Below are 23,128 nucleotides of genomic sequence, written 5' to 3'. Positions count from 1 at the left end.
CGTGAACGCAAACGCCCACCGAATATTCCATCAAAAACATCCCCATACCCATTGCGCTATGTCAGTGAGACCCAGCGTTTTCCCACGAGCACCGTCAGCGCCACTATCGTCACTATCGCTGCCAGGTGCATCACAAAATCCATCGCGTGCAGATGCACCGGGTGACAAAACGCCAGCAGGCTGACCGCCATGCAGGCGATCCCCAGCCCAGCGGTCGCCAGGCTACGTACCGGATGCAGCGAGCGGCTACGGCGCAGGCTGGCAATCATCAGCACCATCATCGGCACGCTGACCACCAGCAAAAAGGTAAAACAGGTGACGCTGTCGCTCTCCGCCACCGGCTGTGACGGATGCGGGATGCTGCTAAGACTCAACCCCAGCCACAGCAGCCCAATCGGCATCAGCGCTTTCCAGCTTAGCGCGCGGCGACCGGCGATGCTGAGGGTAAAGGCGCTGCGGATGGCCAGCGTACCGAGCAGAAAAGCCAACAGCAGCTGAAATAGCGCCATCAGGGAACCGGGATGCGACCAGTCGGTCGGGCTACGCTGCACCAGAAAACTGGCGGCAACCGCGCACGGCAGCGCCGCCGCCAGCCAGCGCAGCAAGCGCCATCCGGTCGAACGCAGTCGTTTAACCGGCCGCATCTCGCGACCCAGTTTTTCAATTAACAGGTCATGATCGGTCATGATGAGCTCCAAAACGGCGCAGATTTTTCAGCGCCCGGTGCAGCAGCGACTTCACCGCGGCGACACTCAGATTGTTATGCGCAGCGGCCTCCGTCAGGCTCATTTCGCGCAGATGGACATGCTCCACGATGGCTCTCTGACGCGAAGGAAGCTGGCGTAAATAGCCGGCCAGCTCTTCCCGACGCTCTCGCCGCTGGCCATCCGGGGCGGCCGATGGCTCCGGCAGACTCTCTTCGGAGATCTCCCATTGCTGGTAGCGACCCCGGCGGCGCAGGGCATCCACGGCCCGAGCCGAAATAATCGCCATCAACCACGGTAAAAACGGAAACGCCGGATCGTAGGTATGGCGCACCCGATGTACCGTCAACAGCACATCCTGAATGACATCCTCGACCAACGCTTTATCGGCGATGCGCTTGCGAACCTGCGAGCGAATCACCGGCACCAGCGCTTTTAACAGTCGGGTATAGGCGAGCCGGTCGCCCGCCTGGGCCTGCTCCATTAGCGCGGGCCAGCTGTCGCGCGCGCTATCGTTTGTTTCCATAATCCGCCCTGTGCGTTTAGGCTTTTTTGCCGGTGGCCTGCTGTAACGCGTTGACGACAATGCCCGGCGTCAGGACCTGCGGCAGCACCTTCGGCGGTCCGCCGTCGGCAGGATAGACCACGTACAGCGGCAGGCCACCCTGACCAAACTGGTTCAGCGCGTCATCAACATCCGGATTAAATTTAGTCGAATCTGCCACCATATACAGCGTCCCGGTTTGTGCCAGCGCCGCTTTGACCGCCTGGGTCGAGAGCGAGGTTTTTTCATTCACCTGACAGGTGATGCACCAGGAGGCGGTGAAGTTCACAAAGATAGCCTTACCATGCCCGCGCTGTGTTGCCACGGCCTGCGGCGTCCATTTTTGTGCCGCAACGTCAGCGTCAGCGACGGCCGCGGGCGAAACCGCACCGGGATGCATCAGGCCCGCCAGCGGGGCAACCACGGCGATAGCAAGCAGCGCGGTCACGGCAAACAGCGCTCTATGCCCTTTGCCCTGGAAGTGCCGCCGCTGGGCGATGCCGTACAGCCAGGCGCCGAAGCTCAGCACCACGGACACCGCCAGCAATGTCGCCAGCGCACCGCTACCGGCCTGCTGCGCAAGGACCCAGACCAGCCAGGCGTAGGCGCCAAACATCGGAAACGCCAGCGCGCGTTTGAGGGTATCCATCCACGCCCCCGGCCGCGGCAGCCGCGACGCCAGCGCCGGAAACAGCGAGACCAGGGTGAAGGGTGCGGAAAACCCCAGCGCAAGGGCGAAGAAAACCACCAGCGCCGTGGCCGGAGGCTGCACCAGCGCATAGCCAATCGCGCTGGCCATAAACGGCGCAGCGCAGGGGGTTGCTACCACGATAGCCAGCGCGCCGGTCATCGCCGAGCGGAAAAACGCGCCGCGACCGATATCCAGCGCGCCGACCCGCTGCGCCGACAGTCCAACCTCGAACACTCCCAGCAGGTTGAGCGCCGCGCTGAGGATCACCAGCGACAGCAGGGCAATCACCAACGGCGACTGCAGCTGGAACCCCCAGCCGACGGCCGCACCACCCGCGCGGGCGGCCAGCAGAATACCGGCCAGCAGCATCATGGTGACGATCACGCCGAGTAAAAACGCCAGCCCTTCATGCCGCGCGCTGGCGGCATTGTCCGAATGACGCAGAAGACCGAGCGCTTTCAGGGAGATCACCGGAAAAACGCAGGGCATAAAGTTGAGTATGATGCCGCCAATAAAGGCGGCCAGCATGGCGGTGAGCATGGCTGGCCTCTGGGCTTAGTGAGTTTGCGGATGCGCGGTGTCGTACTGTTTGACCGCCGCCAGGGTTTTCTCGATATGGCTGTCCGGGTTTCTGTCGGTAAAGCTGAGCAGAATCGTGCTATCTGGTGCAATGACGAACGATGTCCGGTCGGAGACTGTCTTGCCCTTCATCTCCATCAGCGTCTGATACTGCGCCGCCACTTTGGCGCCCGGATCGGCGGCGACGGCGAACTTATCACGGCACTCCAGTTTAGAGAAATCGCTCACCTGGTCAGTATTCCCGGCGGTGACACCGATGACGGTAGCACCCATCTTTTTGAATTTATCGGTGGCTTCGGCAAAATCGTGGGCCTCAATGGTGCAGCCTGCAGTAAATGCCGCCGGGAAGAAATAGAGCACCACCGGGCCTTTTTGCAGGGCCTGCTGCAGGGAGAAGGTCATCGGCTTGCCGGCCAGCGCCCCTTGCAGTTCAAAGACCGGGGCTTTGGCGCCGACGGGCAGCGCCGCGCTTGCGTTAAACGCGGTGGCGGAGAGGCCCAGCGCGGCGGTCAGGGTCAGGGTTCGGGCAAGGTTTTTGGACATTTTCATTATCAGCTCCAGCGATGTCAGGGCGTTATGGTCAGGTGACTCTGATAGTCAGTTCGCCACAGCAGCACCGAAAGTTTCGCGGGATGTAAAAAAAATTTTGCGCGGAGCAACCGCCAGGCGGTGCGATGTAGACAGGGGAAGAGTGGGGAGGGCAAAAAGGGGGGATAAGCTCCCCCCGTTAACGCTTACTGCTTCGGCTCGGCAACGATCACGCTACCCACGCCGCGGTTGTTGTATTCCCACATGCGGTTGAAGTTGTTGTCGTTGAGATTGCGCTGCACAGCGCCTTTCTCGTCTGCCGCACCGGTGTTGCCGCTAAATGCACGGTTCGATACCGTTGCATCGGCCCACGGTCTGGCGACGTTGAAGCCTTCGTTGATCGCGCTGTCGCGGATAACAACCTGACCATTGGTGTTACCGTCGACGTCCAGAGAGCGGCCCAGCTGCGCCACGCCGTCACCGGAAGCGGTAAAGCGGCTGTTTACGGCGAGGAAGCCATAGGTCACGCTCTTCAGGGTTGCCGGCGCAAAGACGTAGGCTTCTTTCTGCGTGCGGGAATTGACGACGCGGAACTCGGTGTTATCAAACACCACGGCACCACGGCCGGCGACGATATCGACATCGCCTTCAATGTAGCTATTGCTCACCAGCGTGCGGGTCTGACGATCGTTCTGCAGACGGTTCTGCACGCCGCTGTTGGTGACGAAGAAGGTGTTCTGACGACCGAGGATGTTGACCTTGTTAATCTGCACCTGGTCACCGTCGCTGCGCAGGGCAACCGCCTGGTGAGTACCGGCATCGACGCTGTCGCCCAGGTTGTTGGCGATGGTCAGATTCTGCAACTGCAGGCCGTTGTTTTGCGACCAGAATACCGCCGAGCACATCACGCCGACGGTGGCCGCGCGTTTGCTCTGGCAGCTGTCAAACATATACCACGCCGGTTTGCCTGGCATATATTTACCGGCCGGGTTGACCAGATGGCGCCAGGTGTTCAGGTCCATCTCGGAATCAATGGCCTGGCTGATTTTCACGTCCATCGGTTTTTCGCCGGTACCGTACAGGGTCAGCGCGCCAGGGGCGGCCGGAACATACACGGTGCCTGCGTAATCACCTGGCAGGATCGCAATATACTGACGACGATCGGAGTGGCGTGCGATAGCGGCATCTACCGCGGCCTGGATAGTGGTATGGGTTACGCCCTGGCCGCCAGCCGGGCCGACCACGAAGTCAGGCTGTGCCGGTGTGCTGATAGCCGATGGGGCCCACGCCGCGGCATTCGGATCCAGAGACTGGAAATAGCTGGCCTGGGTGAAGTTCTTCGCTTCATCGGCGGTTAATACCGGGCGAGAGACGGTACCCGGCGCAGCCTGCGTCGAAGGCTGTTGGTCGGCAGGGGTAGAACTACAGGCGGACAACGTCACGCCGAAGGCCAGTGCCAGCGTCAGGCGAGATACTGAGAATGTGTTCATTTTGCTCCGGGCAAGAATCAATGATTAAGAGCCTATCTCATTAGACTCTTAGACCTGTTATCACTCCAGGCTGCCTCGCTGTTGGCGCGTGTTGATGTTTCGCCTCGAAGCAACCCGAATTATGGGGGCGCTATTATACAAAAATCATTCAGGCGCGTCAGTCGGCAAGCCATAAATGACGGGTATAACCGCCTTTAAAACCTGCTTTTTATACTAAGTTAAGCAAAACGGGAAGACGCAGCGTGAAAAAGTTAGCGTAAATCGTTGAGATTCTCCGGGCTTCCCTCGTGTTTGGTCACAAAAAAATAACAATTACCCCAGCGTTGATTGACATTCCCTGCGGAATGAAAATAAATGTCTATACAACCCATGACAAGTTGACCGGTATGACTGAAGCCACTTCCGAACGCGTTATCTGGCGAAATGCTCGCCTCGCCACCCTGAATCCTCACGACTCGCAAGCTTACGGCTTGCGGGACCACCACGTGCTGCTGGTGCGCGATGGCCGGATTGAAGCCATTGTGCCTGAACATGACGCCCCGGCAGGGCGGAGCATCGATCTGGGCGGCAGATTGCTGACGCCGGGGCTGATTGACTGCCATACCCATCTGGTGTTCGGCGGCAGCCGGGCACAGGAGTGGGAGCAGCGGCTGAACGGCGTCTCCTACCAGACGATCAGCGCCAACGGCGGCGGCATTAACTCCACGGTGCGCGCCACCCGAGAAAGCAGCGAAGAACAGCTGCTGGCGCTGGCCCAGCAGCGGCTGGACCGCCTGCTGCGCGAAGGGGTTACCACGCTGGAGATTAAGTCCGGCTACGGGCTGGATCTGGAAAACGAACGCAAAATGCTGCGGGTCGCGCGCCGACTCGGCGAAAACAATGGGCTGGAGCTGTCGCCGACGCTGCTGTCCGCTCACGCCACGCCGCCGGAATATAAAGATCGCCCGGACGACTACATTACGCTGGTGTGTGAAACCCTGCTGCCGACGCTGTGGGAAGAGGGGCTGTTTGAAAGCGTGGACGTGTTCTGTGAAAACGTTGGCTTCAGTCCGCAGCAAACCGAACGCGTCTTCCAGGCCGCCCAGGCGCGCGGCATTCCGGTTCGCGGGCACGTGGAGCAGCTCTCCTCCCTTGGCGGAGCGCAGCTGGTGAGCCGCTATCGTGGCCTCTCTGCCGACCATATCGAGTATCTGACGGAAGAGGGCGTCGCGGCGATGAGCCGCAGCGCGACGGTGGCGGTACTGCTGCCCGGCGCGTTCTATTTCCTCAATGAAACCCGCAAACCGCCGGTCGAGCTGCTGCGGCAGTATCGGGTACCGATGGCGGTGGCGACCGACTACAATCCGGGCACCAGCCCGTTCGCCAGCCTGCATCTGGCGATGAATATGGCCTGCGTGAAGTTTGGCCTGACGCCGGAAGAGGCGTGGGCGGGAGTCACCCGGCACGCTGCGCAGGCGCTGGGGCGTCACCACAGCCACGGCCAGCTGGCGGAGGGGTTTGTCGCCAACTTTGCCATCTGGGACGCCGAACATCCGGTGGAGATGGTGTATGAACCCGGACGCAGCCCGCTGTGGCATCGCGTCGTACGAGGAGAAATACAATGACGTTATGGCAACCTACTGCCGCGGATATCTGGCAAGGGCGGGACGACAGCGCGGAAGCCGCTAATGCGCTGCGGCTGTTTCAGACCATCGTGCGCGCCGAAGCCTTTACACCCGCCGCGCTGGCAGGGGATATCGCCCTGTTGGGATTCGCCTGCGATGCTGGGGTGCGACGCAACCGCGGGCGGACCGGCGCGGAAAAAGGGCCGGAGGCTTTACGGCGGGCGCTGGCGAATATGGCCAGCCATCGCGGTCACGAGCGCTGCGTGGATATGGGCACCATCAGCGTCGCGGGCGACGCGCTGGAGGCGGCCCAGCAGGCCTTGCGCGAAGCGGTAACGGCCTGCCAGCAAGCCGGCAAGCGCACGCTGGTGCTGGGGGGCGGGCATGAAACCGCCTTCGCTCACGGGGCCGGGGTGCTGGATGCTTTTCCGGGCGAAAAAGTCGGGATTATCAACCTCGATGCGCACCTGGATTTACGCGTGAGCGAGCAGGCCAGTTCGGGAACGCCGTTCCGCCAGCTGGCGCTGACCTGCGAGGCGCAGCAGCGTGGTTTTCACTATACCTGCATTGGCGTCAGCCGGGCGGCGAATACCCAGGCGCTGTGGGATGAAGCCGCGCGCCGTCAGGTGCAGGTGATTGAAGACCTCGAGGTGCTGGAGGCCTTTGAATCACGCGTGATGCCGGAAATCGCGCGCAATATTGCGCACTACGACAGGCTCTATCTGACCATCGACCTGGACGTGCTCCCGGCGCGCGAGATGCCGGCGGTGTCGGCGCCTGCCGCGCTGGGCGTGCCGCTGGCGACGCTGCTGCGGATCGTCGAACCGCTGTGTCGCAGCGGCAAGCTACAGGCGGTGGATCTGGTGGAATTTAATCCGCAGTTTGACATTGATAGCCAGGGCGCCCGCGCGGCGGCCAGGCTGGCATGGCAAATCGCCCATTGGTGGCGCTGACGATTCAGTATATTGTGATCGTTTTGCCGCCCATTGCGAATAAGGAAAGCCAGGCTATGTTTTCATCACAACCCCGAACCGCGCCTGCCCCGTTCTATGAAAAGGTTAAGCAGGCGATCAGCGAAAAGATTCAGCGTGGCGTCTGGTGCCCTCATGACCGGATTCCCTCCGAGGCGGAGCTGGTGGCGCAGTTTGGCTTTAGCCGCATGACCATCAATCGGGCGCTGCGTGAGCTCACGGATGAAGGTTTACTGGTCCGGTTGCAGGGGGTGGGCACTTTTGTAGCGGAGCCGAAGGGGCAGTCTGCACTGTTTGAAGTCCGCAGCATCGCCGACGAAATCGCCGCGCGTCACCATCAGCACCGCTGCGAGGTGCTGCTGCTGGAGGAGACCGAGGCGGATCTGGTTCAGTCGGCGGCGCTGAACGTCGCCGAGGGGACGCGGATTTTCCATTCGCTAATGGTCCATTTCGAAAATGATATTCCGGTGCAGATTGAGGACCGCTGCGTGAATGCGGCGGTGGTCCCTGCGTATCTCCATCAGGACTATACCCTGACCACCCCGCATGATTACCTGTCGCTGATTGCGCCGCTAACCGAAGGCGAGCACATCGTCGAAGCGGTGCAGGCCAGCGCACGAGAGTGCGAGCTACTGCATATCCATGCCCACGATCCCTGCCTGTTGATCCGTCGTCGCACCTGGTCTACCACCCACATCGTCTCCCACGCCCGTCTCCTGTTCCCAGGCAGTCGTTACCGGCTGCAGGGTCATTTTGGCTCCTGATAATACCCGGCGTCAGTAAAACGTGATTGCTGACGCAATATAGCAAAATTGTATCATTTCTGTTAAATCCTGGCTTGCGCATGCTTGTATAGACAAGTATATGTATCTACATCAACAACGTTCATTGTCAGGAGAATCCCCGATGTCGCAAAGCAAATATCGCCAGCAAGACGTACGTGCACCGCGAGGCACAACGTTGAATGCCCGGAGCTGGTTGACCGAAGCCCCGCTGCGCATGTTAATGAATAACCTTGATCCCGATGTTGCCGAGAACCCGCATGAGCTGGTGGTCTACGGCGGCATTGGTCGCGCGGCGCGCAACTGGGAATGCTATGACGCTATCGTGAAGGTGCTGAAAAACCTGGAGAACGATGAGACACTGCTGGTGCAGTCCGGCAAGCCGGTTGGCGTTTTTAAAACCCATGAAAACTCACCGCGCGTGCTGATTGCCAACTCCAACCTGGTACCGCACTGGGCGACCTGGGAACATTTCAACGAGCTGGACGCGAAAGGTCTGGCGATGTACGGCCAGATGACCGCCGGCAGCTGGATCTATATCGGCAGCCAGGGCATCGTGCAGGGCACCTATGAAACCTTCGTCGAAGCGGGCCGCCAACATTATCAGGGCAGCCTCAAAGGGCGCTGGGTACTGACCGCCGGTCTGGGCGGCATGGGCGGCGCGCAGCCGCTGGCGGCGACCCTCGCCGGCGCTTGCTCCCTGAACATCGAATGCCAGCAGAGCCGCATCGATTTCCGTCTGCGTACCCGCTACGTCGACGAGCAGGCGACCTCGCTGGATGATGCGCTGGCGCGTATCAAGAAATACACCGCAGAAGGCCGGGCTATCTCTATCGCGCTGTGCGGCAACGCCGCCGAAATCGTGCCGGAGATGGTGAAACGCGGCGTGCGCCCGGATATGGTCACCGACCAGACCAGCGCCCACGACCCGCTGCACGGTTATCTGCCGAAAGGCTGGAGCTGGGAAGAGTATCAGGAAAAAGCGGTCTCCGATCCGCAGGGCACCATTGAGGCGGCCAAGCGCGCGATGGCTGACCATGTTCAGGCGATGCTGGCCTTCCATGAAATGGGCGTCCCGACCTTCGACTACGGTAACAACATTCGCCAGATGGCCCAGGAGATGGGCGTGGCAAACGCCTTCGATTTCCCAGGTTTCGTTCCGGCCTATATTCGTCCGCTGTTCTGCCGCGGCATCGGCCCGTTCCGTTGGGTGGCGCTCTCCGGCGATCCGCAGGATATCTATAAAACCGATGCCAAAGTGAAAGAGATCATCAGCGACGATCAGCATCTGCACCACTGGCTGGATATGGCGCGTGAGCGCATCAGTTTCCAGGGGCTGCCGGCGCGTATTTGCTGGGTGGGACTGGAGTGGCGTCAGAAGCTGGGACTGGCCTTTAACGAAATGGTGCGCAGTGGTGAAGTCTCCGCGCCGATTGTCATTGGTCGAGACCACCTGGATTCCGGCTCGGTAGCCAGCCCGAACCGCGAAACCGAATCGATGCGTGACGGATCGGACGCGGTGTCCGACTGGCCGCTGCTGAATGCGCTGTTGAATACCGCCAGCGGCGCGACCTGGGTGTCACTGCACCACGGTGGCGGCGTAGGCATGGGCTTCTCCCAGCACTCCGGGATGGTTATTGTCTGTGACGGTACCGATGACGCCGCCGCGCGCATCGCCCGCGTGCTGCATAACGACCCGGCGACCGGGGTGATGCGCCATGCCGATGCCGGTTACGACATCGCTATCGAGTGCGCAGCAGAGCAAGGACTGAATCTTCCTATGGTGGCAGCAACGCAGGGGCAACGCTGAAATGAAAAACTTAACACTGATTCCTGGTCAACTGAGTCTGGCGCAGCTGCGCGAGGTGTATCTCCAGCCGCTGACGCTGACCCTGGATGAACGCGCGTTTGCCGCGATCGATGAAAGCGTGGCCTGCGTCAACGCGATTCTGGCCGAAGGGCGCACGGCCTACGGCATTAACACCGGTTTTGGCCTGCTGGCGCAAACGCGAATTTCGACTGACGACCTGGAAAACCTGCAGCGCTCGCTGGTGTTGTCCCACGCAGCGGGGATTGGCGAGCCGCTGGATGATGAGATGGCGCGCCTGATTATGGTGCTGAAGATCAACAGCCTCTCCCGCGGCTTCTCCGGTATTCGTCTGAGCGTAATTCAGGCCTTGATTCAGCTGGTGAACAAAGGCGTTACGCCGTGGATCCCGGCGAAAGGCTCGGTCGGCGCTTCCGGTGACCTGGCGCCGCTGGCTCACATGTCGCTGACCCTGTTAGGCGAAGGCAAAGCGCGGGTTGACGGCGAGTGGATGCCCGCTCGTCAGGCGCTGGAAAAAGTCGGCCTGGCGCCGATTACTCTCGCGGCAAAAGAGGGGCTGGCACTGCTCAACGGCACTCAGGCGTCAACGGCGTTTGCGCTGCGTGGCCTGTTTGAAGCGGAAGACCTGTTTGCCGGGGCGGTGGTGTGCGGTGCGTTAACCACTGAAGCCGCGCTGGGCTCCCGTCGTCCGTTTGATCCGCGTATCCACGATGCACGCGGCCAACGCGGGCAGATTGATGCGGCGGCGCTGTATCGCCATGTACTGACCGAAGACAGCGAAATTTCCCGCTCGCACCATAACTGTACGAAAGTTCAGGACCCGTACTCTCTGCGCTGTCAGCCACAGGTGATGGGCGCCTGCCTGACCCAGATTCGCCAGGCCGCTGAGGTTCTGCTGGTTGAAGCCAACGCGGTCTCCGATAACCCGCTGGTCTTTGCCAGTGAAAACGAGGTTATCTCTGGCGGCAACTTCCATGCCGAGCCGGTGGCGATGGCCGCGGACAATCTCGCACTGGCGATCGCTGAAATCGGGTCGCTGTCAGAGCGTCGTATAGCACTGATGATGGACAGCCATATGTCACAACTGCCACCGTTCCTCGTCAAAAATGGCGGCGTGAACTCCGGCTTTATGATTGCCCAGGTTACCGCCGCGGCGCTGGCCAGCGAGAACAAAGCGCTGTCGCATCCGCACAGTGTTGACAGCCTGCCGACCTCGGCAAACCAGGAAGATCACGTCTCAATGGCTCCGGCTGCCGGGCGTCGTCTGTGGGCGATGGCTGAAAACACCCGCGGCGTGCTGGCCGTCGAGTGGCTGGCCGCGGTGCAGGGGCTGGATATGCGCGAAGGACTGGCCAGCAGTCCGCTGCTGGAAGAGGCCCGCCATCTGCTGCGTGAACGGGTCTCGCATTACACCCAGGATCGTTTCTTCGCGCCGGATATTGAACAGGCTATCGCCCTGCTGGCGGCACGCCACCTGACCCGACTGCTTCCTGCCATCTTGCCTGGTCAGATCTGACCCTTCGTATTTCTGTACCCGTGTCGGGGGGATAACGTCCCCCCGACCGTCCTACACGCATATTTGTCGTCATACAAAAATTATCAGGACACTCGCATATGCAACAACAACCATCGCCACAAAAGCCACACCTGCTGCGCGGGCTGAATGCCCGACATATTCGTTTTATCGCGCTGGGTTCCGCTATCGGGACCGGGCTGTTTTATGGTTCTTCGGCCGCGATCAAAGCCGCGGGACCGGCGGTACTGCTGGCCTATCTGATCGGCGGCCTGGCAGTATTTATCGTCATGCGTGCGCTGGGGGAAATGGCGGTACGCCAGCCGGTTTCCGGCTCCTTCGGTAGCTATGCCCGACAGTATCTCGGGCCGCTGGCCGGGTTTATTACCGGCTGGACCTACACTTTCGAGATGGTGATCGTCGCCCTGGCGGACGTCACCGCGTTTGGTATCTACATGGGGCTCTGGTACCCCGATGTGCCGCGCTGGATTTGGGTGCTGAGCATTATCTTCTTCATCGGCGCGATGAACCTGTGCCACGTGCGCATTTTCGGCGAAATGGAGTTTTGGCTGTCGCTGGTGAAAGTGGTGGCGATTATCGCGATGATCGTCGCGGGCGGCAGCATCATCTTCTTTGGTTTTGGCAACAGCTTCCCGGCGACCGGGCTGGAAAACCTGTGGAGCCACGGCGGTTTTGCCCCGAACGGCTGGCAGGGGATAATCGCCTCGCTCGGGATCGTGATGTTCGCCTTTGGTGGCGTTGAGATTATCGGCGTCACCGCCGCCGAAGCGCAGAACCCGAAGAAGGTGATCCCGCAGGCCATCAATACCATCCCGCTGCGTATCGTGTTGTTCTATGTCTGTACGCTGGCGATCCTGATGGCGATTTTCCCGTGGAACAGCTTCGGTGAGCAGGGCAGTCCTTTCGTACTGATTTTTAGCGGCCTGGGGATCCCTGCGGCGGCGACCATCCTGAATATCATCGTCATCAGCGCCAGTATTTCGGCGATTAACAGCGATATCTTTGGTGCCGGTCGGATGATGTACGGCATGGCCAAAGAGGGGATGGCGCCGAAAAGCTTCCTGCGCATTGCCAGCAACGGCGTGCCGTGGATGACGGTGGTGGTGATGGGCGTGGCGCTGCTGGCGGCGGTGGTGCTGAACTACCTGATGCCGGAGCAGGTGTTCGTGCTGATTGCCTCCCTCGCGGCATTTGCCACGGTGTGGGTGTGGTTGATGATCCTGCTGTCGCACTTCGCTATGCGTCGCGGTTTGTCGGCGCAAGAGCGTCAGCAGATTGAGTTCCCGGTGCCGTTCTGGCCGGTGGCGCCGCTGCTGACGCTGCTGTTTATGGGGATGGTGATCGCGGTACTGGGAATGGTGGAGGAGACGCGGATTGCGCTGATCGCCGGCCTGGTGTGGCTGGGGCTGCTGACGATTATCTGGTATGCGAAAGTCAAAAATCGCGCGGCGCTGCCTGCGCCAGAGCCAGAGCAGTCATCCTCAATCTGAGTGACTCCCCGGTAGCGCAGCTAAGCGTCGCGCCAGCCGGGGACTGAATATCGGTGTTCAGATAAACAGGGCGGTGAGGGATGCGCTGCCCAATGTATGGAAATGGACGTTAAAGCCAACCATCGCGCCGCTGGCGCCTTCATCGACATCCAGCGTGTCGACGTCCAGTGCATGTACGGTAAAGATATAGCGATGGCTCTCTCCCTTCGGCGGCGCTGCGCCGCCGTAGCCCGGCAGGCCGAAATCGGTGCGGGTCTGGAGCGCACCAGCGGGCAGGGACGGCTGGGCGGAACCGGCACCCTGCGCCAGCTCGCGCGTCCCGGCGGGCAGATTCACCACCACCCAGTGCCACCAGCCGGAGCCGGTTGGCGCGTCCGGGTCAAAGCAGGTCACCACAAAACTCTTGGTACCCGCGGGAACCTCGTCCCACGCCAGATGCGGCGACAGGTTGTCCCCCTCGTAACCCATGCCGTTAAACACATGGCGCTGAGGCAGTTTGCCGCCATCTTGCAGATCGTGACTGATTAATTTCATACCGTCTCCTCCGGGATAATCTACTGATTAACAACGAAGTGTAGTCTTGTTGACGGCCAGTTTCCGCTGCTTATTCGCTAAAAAATGTTTCTTCCCGCACTGCGGCGTTCACCGCCTGGGTCAGACGCGTTAGCTGCTGCGGGGCGATCGGGTACGGCGGCATCAGGTAAATCAGGCGGCCGAACGGGCGGATCCACACCCCTTGCTCGACGAAAAACCGCTGCAGCGCCGCCATGTTGACCGGGCGGCGGGTCTCCACCACCCCGATGGCACCCAGCACCCGGACATCGGCCACCAGCGGTGATTCCCGCGCCGGGGCCAGCTCGGCGTTGAGCTGTGTTTCAATGGCCGCCACCTGCTGCTGCCACTCGCCGGTCTGAAGGATGCTCAGGCTTTCAGTCGCCACCGCGCAGGCCAGCGGGTTGCCCATAAACGTCGGGCCGTGCATAAAGCAACCCGCTTCACCATTGCTGATGGTCTCCGCGACGTCCCGGGTGGTCAGTGTAGCCGACAGCGTCATGGTCCCGCCGGTCAGCGCTTTGCCGAGACACAGAATATCCGCCGCGATTCCCGCATGTTCGCAGGAAAACAGCTTACCGGTGCGGCCAAATCCGGTGGCGATCTCATCGGCAATCAGCAGGATGCCTTCACGGTCGCACATCTGACGAATGCGCTTCAGCCACTGCGGGTGATACATCCGCATCCCGCCCGCGCCCTGGACGATCGGTTCGAGGATCACCGCCGCAATCTCTTCGCGATGGGCCGCCATCAGCCGGGCAAACGCCACCATATCCCGCTCATCCCACTCTCCGTCAAAGCGGCTCTGCGGCGCCGGGGCGAACAGATTATCCGGCAGATAACCCTGCCACAGGCTGTGCATGGAGTTGTCCGGATCGCAGACCGACATCGCGCCGAAGGTATCACCGTGGTAGCCGTTGCGGAACGTCAGAAAACGCTGGCGCGGCTGGCCTTTCGCCTGCCAGTACTGAAGGGCCATTTTCATCGCAACTTCCACCGCCACCGAGCCGGAGTCGGCGAGGAACACGCACTCCAGCGATGCCGGGGTCATCGCCACCAACTGGCGGCACAGTGCGACCGCTGAAGGGTGAGTGATACCGCCAAACATCACGTGTGACATCTGGTCAATCTGCGCTTTCATCGCCGCGTTCAGGCGTGGGTGATTGTAGCCGTGGATCGCCGCCCACCATGACGACATGCCGTCAACCAGCTGCTCACCGCTGGCGAGGGACAGCTCGCAGCCGTGGGCAGCCACCACCGGGTAAACCGGTAAAGGGGAGGTCATGGAGGTGTAGGGGTGCCAAATGTGGCGCCGATCGAAGGCGAGATCGTCCGTTGTCATAAGCGACTTGTAAACCATTCTGAAAACATTTAGGTTTACGAGTATAAACCGAACCGACAATTAACAAAACCCTTTGGAGAGGCCAATGGCTCACCACGCACGCTGGACAATGTCGCAAGTTACTGAGTTATTTAATAAACCATTGCTGGACCTGCTGTTTGAAGCGCAGCAGATCCACCGCCAGAACTTCGACCCGCGTCAGGTTCAGGTCAGCACGTTGCTGTCGATTAAAACCGGCGCCTGCCCGGAAGACTGTAAATATTGCCCGCAGAGCGCGCGCTACAAAACCGGGCTGGAATCTGAGCGCCTGATGGAAGTGGAGCAGGTGCTGGAATCGGCGCGTCAGGCGAAAAACGCCGGTTCAACCCGTTTTTGCATGGGGGCCGCCTGGAAAAACCCGCACGAGCGCGATATGCCGTATCTCGAGCAGATGGTTAAAGGGGTCAAGGCGATGGGGCTGGAGTCCTGCATGACCCTCGGCACCCTGACGGATAACCAGGCGCAGCGTCTGGCGGGAGCCGGTCTGGACTACTACAACCACAACCTGGATACCTCGCCGGAATTCTACGGCAACATCATCACCACCCGTACCTACCAGGAGCGTCTGGATACCCTCGACAAAGTGCGCGATGCCGGGATTAAGGTCTGTTCAGGCGGGATCGTCGGCCTTGGCGAAACCGAGAAAGACCGCGCCGGGCTGCTGTTGCAGCTGGCAAACCTGCCGACGGCGCCGGAAAGCGTGCCTATCAACATGCTGGTTAAGGTCAAGGGCACGCCGCTGGCCGATAACGACGACGTCGATGCCTTTGATTTTATCCGCACCATCGCGGTGGCGCGGATCATGATGCCATCCTCCTATGTGCGACTGTCCGCTGGCCGTGAGCAGATGAGCGAGCAGACCCAGGCGATGTGCTTTATGGCCGGCGCCAACTCGATTTTCTACGGCTGCAAGCTGCTGACCACGCCGAACCCGGAAGAGGACAAAGACCTGCAGCTGTTCCGTAAACTCGGGCTTAACCCGCAGCAGACGGCGGTGCTGGAAGGTGATAACGAACAGCAGCAGCGCCTCGAGCAGGTATTACGTACCCCGGACACTGAGGAATATTACAACGCGGCGGCGCTATGAGCTGGCAGCAACGCATTGGCCAGGCGCTGAGCGAGCGACGGGAGGCGGATGCCTTTCGCCGCCGTCAGCCGGTGGAGCAGGGGGCCGGACGCTGGCTGACCCGCGACGGCCAGCGCTGGCTCAATTTCTCCAGCAATGATTACCTCGGGCTGAGTCAACACCCGGAAATTATCGCCGCCTGGCAGCAGGGGGCGACGCGCTACGGTGTCGGCAGCGGCGGCTCCGGTCACGTCAGCGGCTACAGCGAGGCGCATCGCCAGCTGGAAACATCGCTGGCGGAGTGGCTGGGCTATCCGCGTGCGCTACTGTTTATCTCGGGGTTTGCCGCCAATCAGGCGCTGATTGCCGCGCTGCTCGGCAAGGACGACCGCACGGTGGCGGACCGGCTGAGCCATGCTTCCCTGCTGGAGGCCGCGAGCCTCAGTCCGGCGGCGCTGCGGCGTTTTGCGCACAACGATGTGCAGCAGCTAAGCGAACTGCTGGGCAAGCCGCTGGCGGGACAGCAACTGGTGGTGACGGAAGGGGTATTCAGCATGGATGGCGACAGCGCTCCGCTCGCCGCCATTGCCGAGGCAACCCGGGCCGCCGACGGCTGGCTGCTGGTGGATGATGCCCACGGCATTGGCGTGGTGGGCGAGGAGGGGCGCGGCAGCTGCCATGCGCACAACGTTCGCCCTGAACTGCTGGTGGTGACCTTCGGTAAAGCCTTTGGCGTCAGCGGTGCAGCGGTGCTGTGCGATGACGCGCTGGCAGACTATCTGCTGCAGTTTGCCCGTCACCTGATTTACAGCACCGCGATGCCGCCGGCTCAGGCGGTGGCGCTGAGCGCCGCGCTGGCGGTGATCCGTAGCGATGACGGTCAGCAGCGACGGGAAAAACTGGCGCGTCATGTGGCGCAGTTCCGCGACGGCATGGCCACATTCCCAGGGACGCTGAGCGCATCAGGTAGCGCGATTCAACCGCTGATCGTCGGCGATAACGGCCGGGCATTACGGCTGGCGGCACGTTTGCGCAAGCAGGGCTGTTGGGCAACGGCCATTCGTCCGCCGACGGTACCGGCGGGGAGCGCTCGTCTGCGCCTGACGCTGACCGCCGCCCACGACGCCACTGACATCAGCCGTCTGCTGGAGGTGCTGCATGGCGAGAGTCAATAAACATGCGGTTGCCGCGGCCTTTGGCCGGGCGGCCAGCCATTATTCGCAACACGACGCGCTCCAGCGGATCAGCGCCGCGCGCCTGCTGCACCAGCTCAACGAGCGGGCCTTTGCCACGGTGCTGGATGCCGGCTGCGGTCCTGGCAGCATGAGCCGCTACTGGCGCGAGGCCGGAAGCGAAGTTACCGCGCTGGATCTCTCCGCTGAGATGCTGGCCCAGGCGCGGCGTGACCAGTGCGCCGATCGTTACGTGGAGGGCGATATCGAGTCGCTGCCGCTGCCCGATGCCTGCGTCGATCTGGCGTGGAGCAACCTGGCGGTGCAGTGGTGCGACAGCCTGGCCGACGCCATTGACGAGCTGTGTCGGGTGGTGCGCCCTGGCGGCAAGGTGGCGTTTACCACGTTGCTGTCCGGTTCGCTGCCGGAACTGAATCAGGCCTGGCGCGCCATCGATAGCCACCCGCATGCCAATCGCTTTCTCAGCGAACAGGCGGTGCGCGAGGCGCTGGCCGGGCGGCGGGCCGTCGGGCAGGTCCACGAGGTCGGCCTGCCGTTTGCCGATGCCCTGAGCGCGATGCGCTCGCTGAAAGGGATCGGCGCCACGCATTTGCATCAGGGACGCCATGCAGCACCGCTGAGCCGGGGAAAACTGCGTCAGCTGCAACTGGCCTGGCCACAACAGCAGGGCCAGTGCCCGCTGACGTACCATCTTTTTACAGGAGTCATTGAACGTGACTAAACGTTTTTTCGTCACTGGAACCGACACTGAAGTCGGGAAAACCATATCCAGCTGCGCCTTGTTGCAGGCGGCGAATCTGTCGGGTCTGAAAAGCGCGGGCTATAAGCCGGTGGCGTCCGGAAGCGAGCTGACGGCGCAGGGGCTGCGCAATGAAGATGCCCTGGCGTTGCAGCGCAACAGCGCCGTGGCGCTGAGCTACGCTCAGGTGAACCCGCTGACCTTTGAGGAACCGACGTCACCGCATATCGTGAGCGCGGAAGAGGGGCGACCGATTACGGCCGGGGCGCTGTCTGCCGGATTGCGCGAGCTGGAAAATCTAGCCGAATGGGTGCTGGTGGAAGGCGCTGGCGGCTGGTTCACACCGCTTTCCCCCACGTTGAGCTTTGCCGACTGGGTGCGCGATGAGCAACTGCCAGTCATTCTGGTGGTCGGCATCAAACTGGGGTGCATCAACCATGCGCTGCTCACCGCCCAGGCGGTACGCCAGGCAGGGCTGCCGCTGGTCGGCTGGATCGCCAACGATATCCAGCCGCCGGGCAGGCGCCATGTCGAATATCTGGCGACCCTGAAACGCCTGCTGCCGACGCCGTTTTTGGGAGAGATCCCGTGGCTTACGGACGCCGCGCAGCGCGACGACCTCGGGCAGTATATTGACCTTAACGCGCTGGATCGGGCGTCATCCATTGCGCCAGCAGCGGTTCATCCAGCTGAATAACGCTGCCTTGCGCCACGTTACGCCCACGGTGTAGCAGGCAAAAGCGATCCGCCACCCGGCGAATAAACGGCAGGTGCTGCTCCGCGAGCAGCACCGTTAAGCCGATATCGCGGTTCAGACGCACCAGTAAATCCCCCAGTTTATGCATGAAGTGCTGGCCGCTGCCGCGTGATGGTTCATCGAGAATCAGCAGGCGCGGCTGGACAATCAGCGCTCTGGCCAGCGCCAGCTGGTACTGGTCATCCTCTGTCAGCATCGCGCCTTTATGCTGGCGCTGGCCGTACAGGTCGGGAAACAAATCGTAAATCTCACCCTTCACCACCGCACCGGGATTGCCGCCGGCAGCCAGCGCAATATGCAGATTATCTTCCACGCTGAGCTGCGAAAAAATTCGCTTGTCCTGTGGCACATAGCCGATACCGATAATCGCCCGGGATTGCGCGGAGAGCGGCGTGATATCGCAGGGCGGCGAACCGATCTCTTGCCAGGTCATACTGCCGCTGGCGACCGGGAGATGGCCGGTAATACAGTTAATGAGCGTGGTTTTCCCCATTCCCTGAAGTCCCATCACACAGGTGCACTCGCCGGACCGTAGTTCAAGGTCGACATTCCATAGTGTGTGCTGGCTTCCGTAGTACTGATTGACTGCGCGTAGACTCAACATAGACGTTTTCTCCTTTTCGGGGATAGTGAGCGACATGAAGATTCTGCAAATCTCTTGCCAGGAAAAAGATGTTCCGGTTTTTTCTGTCAGAACAGGTATCACAGGCCATGACGGCGGCGGGGCAACGAGACGGTTGCACTTTCCCGGTGCTAAAGCGCATGAAAAATGGTGCAGAAAGCAACAAAAAGGCAGGCCTCTTTAGCTGATAAATATCAAAAATAATTCGATAATTTTTTTTAGGCGCTGGTTTTTGACGGTCGGTCGATTTCGGCGGGGTGGCAGTGGTCAAGGCCTGCAGACACTTATCCACTATTCCTGTGGATAACCTTGTGTATTAGAGTTAGAGAACTTGCGGTAAGCTAGAGATTACGCGGCCTGCGGCTGAATTGGCGCGAAACCCATCTTTTGTTTAATATCATTAAAAATCAATTGGTTGAATAAAAGCAATGGCTGTAAGGAAAGTGTCACCTGCTGCCATAAAAGATTCATTACCTTGCTTGACAAATGTTAAATGATAAATTTTTCTGGGGATAACCCTACTGTCTGGCGGATTATTCTGCAAGATGGTCAGCTTTCACCCCAAAATGAGTCATCTTCCCACCGCGGTGAGCATAAACAATAATGTGGTACTGTTTTTATGTACAGTATTATTTATTGGCAAAAGCTGGTGTGAAGGGTAGAATTAAACACCTGCCGCATACCACCAGGCGTACCATCCTTCTTCAGGGCCAGACATATGAGTAAAACGTTCACGCTGCATTCCCCATTCCGTCCCTCTGGTGACCAGCCGGAAGCCATCCGGCGTCTGGAAGAGGGGCTGGAAGATGGCCTGGCGCATCAAACCCTGCTGGGGGTAACCGGGTCGGGTAAGACCTTCACCATCGCTAACGTTATTGCCGATCTCCAGCGCCCAACCATGGTGCTGGCGCCGAACAAAACGCTGGCAGCGCAGCTGTATGGTGAAATGAAAGAGTTCTTCCCGGAAAACGCGGTGGAGTATTTCGTCTCCTACTACGATTATTATCAGCCAGAAGCCTACGTGCCGAGCTCTGACACCTTCATTGAGAAAGACGCGTCGGTGAACGAACACATCGAACAGATGCGTCTCTCGGCGACCAAGGCGCTGCTTGAGCGGCGCGATGTCGTGGTGGTGGCGTCGGTATCGGCCATTTACGGCCTGGGCGATCCGGATCTCTACCTGAAGATGATGCTGCACCTGACCACCGGGATGCTCATCGACCAGCGGGCGATTTTGCGTCGCCTGGCAGAGCTGCAGTACACCCGCAACGATCAGGCCTTCCAGCGCGGCACCTTCCGGGTGCGCGGCGAAGTGATTGACGTTTTCCCGGCGGAATCAGACGACGTTGCGTTGCGGATCGAACTGTTTGACGAAGAGGTCGAGCGGCTGTCGCTGTTCGACCCGCTCACCGGCCAGGTTGAATCCACCATCCCGCGCTTTACCATCTACCCAAAAACGCACTACGTTACGCCGCGTGAGCGCATTGTACAGGCGATGGAAGAGATCAAAGTCGAGCTGGCGGAAAGGCGCAAAGTGCTGCTGGACAACAATAAGCTGCTGGAAGAGCAGCGGCTGTCGCAGCGCACGCAGTTTGACCTCGAGATGATGAACGAGCTGGGGTACTGCTCCGGTATCGAAAACTACTCGCGCTATCTCTCCGGACGTGGCCCGGGTGAGCCACCGCCAACGTTGTTCGATTACCTGCCGGCGGACGGGTTGCTGGTTATCGACGAATCCCACGTCACCATCCCGCAAATTGGCGGTATGTATCGTGGGGACCGGGCGCGTAAAGAGACCCTCGTGGAGTACGGCTTCCGACTGCCTTCCGCGCTGGATAACCGCCCGATGAAATTTGAAGAGTTTGAGGCGCTGGCGCCGCAGACTATCTATGTGTCGGCAACGCCTGGGCCATACGAGCTGGAAAAATCCGGTGATGAAGTGGTCGATCAGGTGGTACGTCCGACCGGGTTGCTGGATCCCATCATTGAAGTGCGTCCGGTGGCCACTCAGGTCGATGACCTGCTGTCAGAAATTCGTACCCGGGTGGTCATCAACGAACGTGTGCTGGTGACCACCCTGACCAAACGCATGGCGGAAGACCTGACGGAGTATCTCGAAGAGCACGGCGAGCGCGTGCGCTACCTGCACTCGGATATCGACACCGTGGAGCGCATGGAAATCATCCGCGACCTGCGACTGGGCGAGTTTGACGTACTGGTGGGGATCAACCTGCTGCGTGAAGGGCTGGATATGCCGGAAGTCTCACTGGTGGCGATCCTCGATGCCGACAAAGAAGGTTTCCTGCGTTCCGAGCGCTCGCTGATTCAGACCATTGGCCGTGCGGCGCGTAATATCAACGGTAAAGCGATTCTGTATGGCGACAAGATCACCGCCTCGATGGCGAAAGCCATCAGCGAAACGGAGCGTCGTCGTGAGAAACAGCAGCGCTATAACGAAGAGCATGGTATTACCCCGCAGGGGCTGAATAAAAAAGTGGTCGATATTCTGGCGCTAGGCAGCAACATCGCTAAGACCAAAGCCAAAGGGCGCGGCAAATCACGTTCGCCGGTGGAGGCAGATACCCCGGAAGTGGTGCTGACGCCGAAAGCGCTCCAGCAGAAAATTCACGAGCTGGAAGGGCTGATGATGCAGCACGCGCAGAACCTCGAGTTCGAAGAGGCGGCGCAGATTCGCGACCAGCTGCATCAGCTGCGCGAGCTGTTTATTGCCGCTTCGTAACCTGGATTGCGGAAATCACCGCGCCGGACCGGCAGTACAGCGTGACGTCGCGCTGATTTTTTACCTTTCGTGCTGCATTTACTGGCTGGCTTAATGTCAGCTTAATCTTGCCAGGCGACACTATCCCCATTCTGATGAGGATAGTGTCATGCAAAAATCAAACTTCCGTGAATACCTGGCCGTGACCTGCGCGTTTATCGTGGTGGTCGCCTTTTTCCATCAGTGGGTTTTGACCTTCTGACGCGACAGCGCGGGAAACTGGATCCAGCCCCGTACGCCAGGGCCTGGCTGGCGGTTATGTAAAAAGAACTGGGCATCGTGCAACTGGACGATGCGCGTCACAATACTTAACCCCAGGCCAATCCCGCCAAAGCGGCTGTCCATGCGGACAAACGCTTTGCTCAGCTCACCGCTTTTCGCTTCATCAATCCCCGGCCCCTGATCTTCCACCGCAATAACCGGCGTGGCGCCCGCCTGAATTGAGATTCTGACCACCGACTCTGTCGGGCTGTAGCGATGGGCATTTTCCACCAGATTACGCAGCGCCACCCGCAGCAACGTCGCGTCGCCGGAGACAATCACGTCCTCACAGCCACTCTCAGACAGGCAGACGACTTCCAGCCTTTGCTGGCGTTGTTCGAGCATGGTCTCCAGCTCGTCACGAACCGGTTCAATCACATCTTCGCGCAGCGCAACACGCTGGTAGCTACCGGCGGAAAACGACTGACCAACACGGGCCAGCTGCAACAGCTGCGAAATGCTGTTGGTCATCAGGTCCAGACGTTGGATCAGCGGCGTCACCTCGACGTTGTGTGCCCTGGCCATCAGCTCCAGGTGCAGGCGCAGACCGGCTAACGGCGTGCGCAGCTCATGGGCAACATCGGCGGTGAACAGCCGTTCACGGTCGAGCGTCAGGTTCAATCGGGACACCAGCTGATTGATGGCCGTCGTCACTGCCGTCACTTCCGGCACCGACTCCGTCAAGGTGATGGGCTGCAGGTTGTCCGGGGTGCGGCTTTCGAGTTCACACTGCAGCGTCGACAGCGGACGGGTGATCTTTCTCACCGCCAGCATGCTGATGTACAGCGCCAGGCCGACGATCAGCAGGCTGGGGATCAGTAAGCTGGCAACCGCTTCGCGCACTTCGTGCTCGACGTGCTTCTGGTTGTTATGCCCTTCAATGGCGCTCGCCACCAGCAGCTGGATCTGCTCTTTGCTTTCATGCCACAGCCAGAAGACGCTGATCAGCTGGCAGACCACCAGAATGGCGCCAATGGTCAGCAGCAGACGATGACGCATCGTCCAGTTTTCACTATTGAACAGTGCCATGGCG

The 23,128-nt window shown here is 60.3% G+C and carries 20 protein-coding genes; 11 read left to right on the top strand and 9 right to left on the bottom strand.

What is annotated here, in order from left to right; translation table 11 throughout:
* Positions 1–56: 56 nt before the first annotated feature.
* From ACMYSN_RS07365 to ACMYSN_RS07345, 5 genes are all read right to left on the bottom strand, one after another.
* Positions 57–686 carry an NrsF family protein gene (locus ACMYSN_RS07365; protein WP_462497557.1) on the bottom strand — a complete coding sequence of 210 codons (630 nt, stop codon included), beginning with the start codon at positions 684–686 and terminating at the stop codon, positions 57–59.
* Positions 673–1,230, bottom strand: a complete 558-nt coding sequence (locus tag ACMYSN_RS07360; RefSeq protein ID WP_462497556.1) for a sigma-70 family RNA polymerase sigma factor — start codon at positions 1,228–1,230, stop codon at positions 673–675. Before ACMYSN_RS07360 ends, ACMYSN_RS07365 begins: the two co-directional genes overlap by 14 nt.
* Before the next feature lie 16 nt (positions 1,231–1,246).
* Entirely contained in the window at positions 1,247–2,479 is a 1,233-nt protein-coding gene (locus ACMYSN_RS07355) for a protein-disulfide reductase DsbD family protein (protein WP_462497555.1), read from the bottom strand.
* Between the two features lie 15 nt (positions 2,480–2,494).
* Positions 2,495–3,067 (bottom strand): peroxiredoxin, encoded by a 573-nt coding sequence (locus ACMYSN_RS07350; RefSeq protein ID WP_462497554.1) that lies wholly within the window; start codon positions 3,065–3,067, stop codon positions 2,495–2,497.
* A gap of 185 nt (positions 3,068–3,252) precedes the next feature.
* The gene (locus ACMYSN_RS07345) at positions 3,253–4,536 is read right to left on the bottom strand and encodes a pectinesterase family protein (RefSeq protein WP_462497553.1); all 1,284 of its coding nucleotides are present in this window, start codon (positions 4,534–4,536) and stop codon (positions 3,253–3,255) included.
* Positions 4,537–4,880: 344 nt separating this feature from the next.
* On the opposite strand from ACMYSN_RS07345, the gene hutI reads away from it, so the two are divergent.
* From hutI to ACMYSN_RS07315, 6 genes are all read left to right on the top strand, one after another.
* Positions 4,881–6,140, top strand: a complete 1,260-nt coding sequence (gene hutI / locus ACMYSN_RS07340; protein ID WP_462497552.1) for an imidazolonepropionase — start codon at positions 4,881–4,883, stop codon at positions 6,138–6,140.
* Positions 6,137–7,093, top strand: a complete 957-nt coding sequence (hutG, locus tag ACMYSN_RS07335; RefSeq protein WP_462497551.1) for a formimidoylglutamase — start codon at positions 6,137–6,139, stop codon at positions 7,091–7,093. Before hutI ends, hutG begins: the two co-directional genes overlap by 4 nt.
* A gap of 56 nt (positions 7,094–7,149) precedes the next feature.
* Entirely contained in the window at positions 7,150–7,875 is a 726-nt protein-coding gene (locus ACMYSN_RS07330) for a histidine utilization repressor (RefSeq protein WP_462497550.1), read from the top strand.
* Between the two features lie 142 nt (positions 7,876–8,017).
* The gene (hutU, locus tag ACMYSN_RS07325; RefSeq protein ID WP_462497549.1) at positions 8,018–9,703 is read left to right on the top strand and encodes a urocanate hydratase; all 1,686 of its coding nucleotides are present in this window, start codon (positions 8,018–8,020) and stop codon (positions 9,701–9,703) included.
* A 1-nt stretch (position 9,704) separates the two neighbouring features.
* Complete coding sequence (hutH, locus tag ACMYSN_RS07320; RefSeq protein ID WP_123756032.1) at positions 9,705–11,237, top strand: histidine ammonia-lyase; 1,533 nt, start codon at positions 9,705–9,707, stop codon at positions 11,235–11,237.
* Positions 11,238–11,335: 98 nt separating this feature from the next.
* Positions 11,336–12,745 (top strand): amino acid permease, encoded by a 1,410-nt coding sequence (locus ACMYSN_RS07315; protein WP_462497548.1) that lies wholly within the window; start codon positions 11,336–11,338, stop codon positions 12,743–12,745.
* A gap of 57 nt (positions 12,746–12,802) precedes the next feature.
* Here the strand turns inward: ACMYSN_RS07315 and ACMYSN_RS07310 are convergent, their stop codons facing one another.
* A complete protein-coding gene (locus ACMYSN_RS07310; RefSeq protein ID WP_462497547.1) occupies positions 12,803–13,279 on the bottom strand; it encodes a YbhB/YbcL family Raf kinase inhibitor-like protein in 477 nt (158 codons plus the stop codon).
* Between the two features lie 70 nt (positions 13,280–13,349).
* Complete coding sequence (bioA, locus tag ACMYSN_RS07305; protein ID WP_462497546.1) at positions 13,350–14,639, bottom strand: adenosylmethionine--8-amino-7-oxononanoate transaminase; 1,290 nt, start codon at positions 14,637–14,639, stop codon at positions 13,350–13,352.
* 85 nt (positions 14,640–14,724) lie between these two features.
* Between bioA and bioB the strand changes: the two genes are divergently transcribed.
* Genes bioB through bioD form a run of 4 tightly spaced genes read left to right on the top strand, consistent with a single transcriptional unit; the run spans position 14,725 to position 18,373 of the window.
* Positions 14,725–15,765 (top strand): biotin synthase BioB, encoded by a 1,041-nt coding sequence (gene bioB / locus ACMYSN_RS07300; RefSeq protein WP_123756035.1) that lies wholly within the window; start codon positions 14,725–14,727, stop codon positions 15,763–15,765.
* On the top strand, positions 15,762–16,919 hold the full coding sequence (bioF, locus tag ACMYSN_RS07295) for an 8-amino-7-oxononanoate synthase (RefSeq protein ID WP_462497545.1): 1,158 nt from the start codon (positions 15,762–15,764) through the stop codon (positions 16,917–16,919). The genes bioB and bioF overlap by 4 nt, the downstream gene beginning before the upstream one ends.
* On the top strand, positions 16,903–17,658 hold the full coding sequence (gene bioC / locus ACMYSN_RS07290) for an SAM-dependent methyltransferase (RefSeq protein ID WP_462497544.1): 756 nt from the start codon (positions 16,903–16,905) through the stop codon (positions 17,656–17,658). Before bioF ends, bioC begins: the two co-directional genes overlap by 17 nt.
* The gene (gene bioD / locus ACMYSN_RS07285) at positions 17,651–18,373 is read left to right on the top strand and encodes an ATP-dependent dethiobiotin synthetase BioD (RefSeq protein ID WP_462497543.1); all 723 of its coding nucleotides are present in this window, start codon (positions 17,651–17,653) and stop codon (positions 18,371–18,373) included. The genes bioC and bioD overlap by 8 nt, the downstream gene beginning before the upstream one ends.
* Here bioD and ACMYSN_RS07280 read toward each other — a convergent pair.
* Positions 18,315–19,037: an ABC transporter ATP-binding protein gene (locus tag ACMYSN_RS07280; RefSeq protein WP_123756039.1), complete on the bottom strand. Its 723-nt coding sequence runs from the start codon at positions 19,035–19,037 to the stop codon at positions 18,315–18,317. The two genes, bioD and ACMYSN_RS07280, sit on opposite strands and share 59 nt — an antisense overlap.
* A 736-nt stretch (positions 19,038–19,773) precedes the next feature.
* Here ACMYSN_RS07280 and uvrB point away from each other — a divergent pair.
* The gene (gene uvrB / locus ACMYSN_RS07275) at positions 19,774–21,795 is read left to right on the top strand and encodes an excinuclease ABC subunit UvrB (protein WP_123756040.1); all 2,022 of its coding nucleotides are present in this window, start codon (positions 19,774–19,776) and stop codon (positions 21,793–21,795) included.
* A 219-nt stretch (positions 21,796–22,014) separates the two neighbouring features.
* On the opposite strand, the gene pmrB is transcribed toward uvrB, so the two are convergent.
* Positions 22,015–23,124, bottom strand: a complete 1,110-nt coding sequence (pmrB, locus tag ACMYSN_RS07270) for a sensor histidine kinase (RefSeq protein WP_462497542.1) — start codon at positions 23,122–23,124, stop codon at positions 22,015–22,017.
* Positions 23,125–23,128: the final 4 nt, after the last annotated feature.

Source organism: Klebsiella sp. R445, assembly GCF_051131755.1.
Lineage (GTDB): Bacteria > Pseudomonadota > Gammaproteobacteria > Enterobacterales > Enterobacteriaceae > Klebsiella > Klebsiella lignicola.
This window is presented reverse-complemented; position numbering and strand designations above follow the sequence as displayed.

Bases quoted from the DNA above. Each gene is read 5' to 3' on its own strand.
- ACMYSN_RS07365 (WP_462497557.1), bottom strand. From the start codon at position 686: ATGACCGATCATGACCTGTTAATTGAAAAACTGGGTCGCGAGATGCGG.
- ACMYSN_RS07360 (WP_462497556.1), bottom strand. From the start codon at position 1,230: ATGGAAACAAACGATAGCGCGCGCGACAGCTGGCCCGCGCTAATGGAG.
- ACMYSN_RS07355 (WP_462497555.1), bottom strand. From the start codon at position 2,479: ATGCTCACCGCCATGCTGGCCGCCTTTATTGGCGGCATCATACTCAAC.
- ACMYSN_RS07350 (WP_462497554.1), bottom strand. From the start codon at position 3,067: ATGAAAATGTCCAAAAACCTTGCCCGAACCCTGACCCTGACCGCCGCG.
- ACMYSN_RS07345 (WP_462497553.1), bottom strand. From the start codon at position 4,536: ATGAACACATTCTCAGTATCTCGCCTGACGCTGGCACTGGCCTTCGGC.
- hutI (WP_462497552.1), top strand. From the start codon at position 4,881: ATGAAAATAAATGTCTATACAACCCATGACAAGTTGACCGGTATGACT.
- hutG (WP_462497551.1), top strand. From the start codon at position 6,137: ATGACGTTATGGCAACCTACTGCCGCGGATATCTGGCAAGGGCGGGAC.
- ACMYSN_RS07330 (WP_462497550.1), top strand. From the start codon at position 7,150: ATGTTTTCATCACAACCCCGAACCGCGCCTGCCCCGTTCTATGAAAAG.
- hutU (WP_462497549.1), top strand. From the start codon at position 8,018: ATGTCGCAAAGCAAATATCGCCAGCAAGACGTACGTGCACCGCGAGGC.
- hutH (WP_123756032.1), top strand. From the start codon at position 9,705: ATGAAAAACTTAACACTGATTCCTGGTCAACTGAGTCTGGCGCAGCTG.
- ACMYSN_RS07315 (WP_462497548.1), top strand. From the start codon at position 11,336: ATGCAACAACAACCATCGCCACAAAAGCCACACCTGCTGCGCGGGCTG.
- ACMYSN_RS07310 (WP_462497547.1), bottom strand. From the start codon at position 13,279: ATGAAATTAATCAGTCACGATCTGCAAGATGGCGGCAAACTGCCTCAG.
- bioA (WP_462497546.1), bottom strand. From the start codon at position 14,639: ATGACAACGGACGATCTCGCCTTCGATCGGCGCCACATTTGGCACCCC.
- bioB (WP_123756035.1), top strand. From the start codon at position 14,725: ATGGCTCACCACGCACGCTGGACAATGTCGCAAGTTACTGAGTTATTT.
- bioF (WP_462497545.1), top strand. From the start codon at position 15,762: ATGAGCTGGCAGCAACGCATTGGCCAGGCGCTGAGCGAGCGACGGGAG.
- bioC (WP_462497544.1), top strand. From the start codon at position 16,903: ATGGCGAGAGTCAATAAACATGCGGTTGCCGCGGCCTTTGGCCGGGCG.
- ACMYSN_RS07280 (WP_123756039.1), bottom strand. From the start codon at position 19,037: ATGTTGAGTCTACGCGCAGTCAATCAGTACTACGGAAGCCAGCACACA.
- uvrB (WP_123756040.1), top strand. From the start codon at position 19,774: ATGAGTAAAACGTTCACGCTGCATTCCCCATTCCGTCCCTCTGGTGAC.
- pmrB (WP_462497542.1), bottom strand. From the start codon at position 23,124: ATGGCACTGTTCAATAGTGAAAACTGGACGATGCGTCATCGTCTGCTG.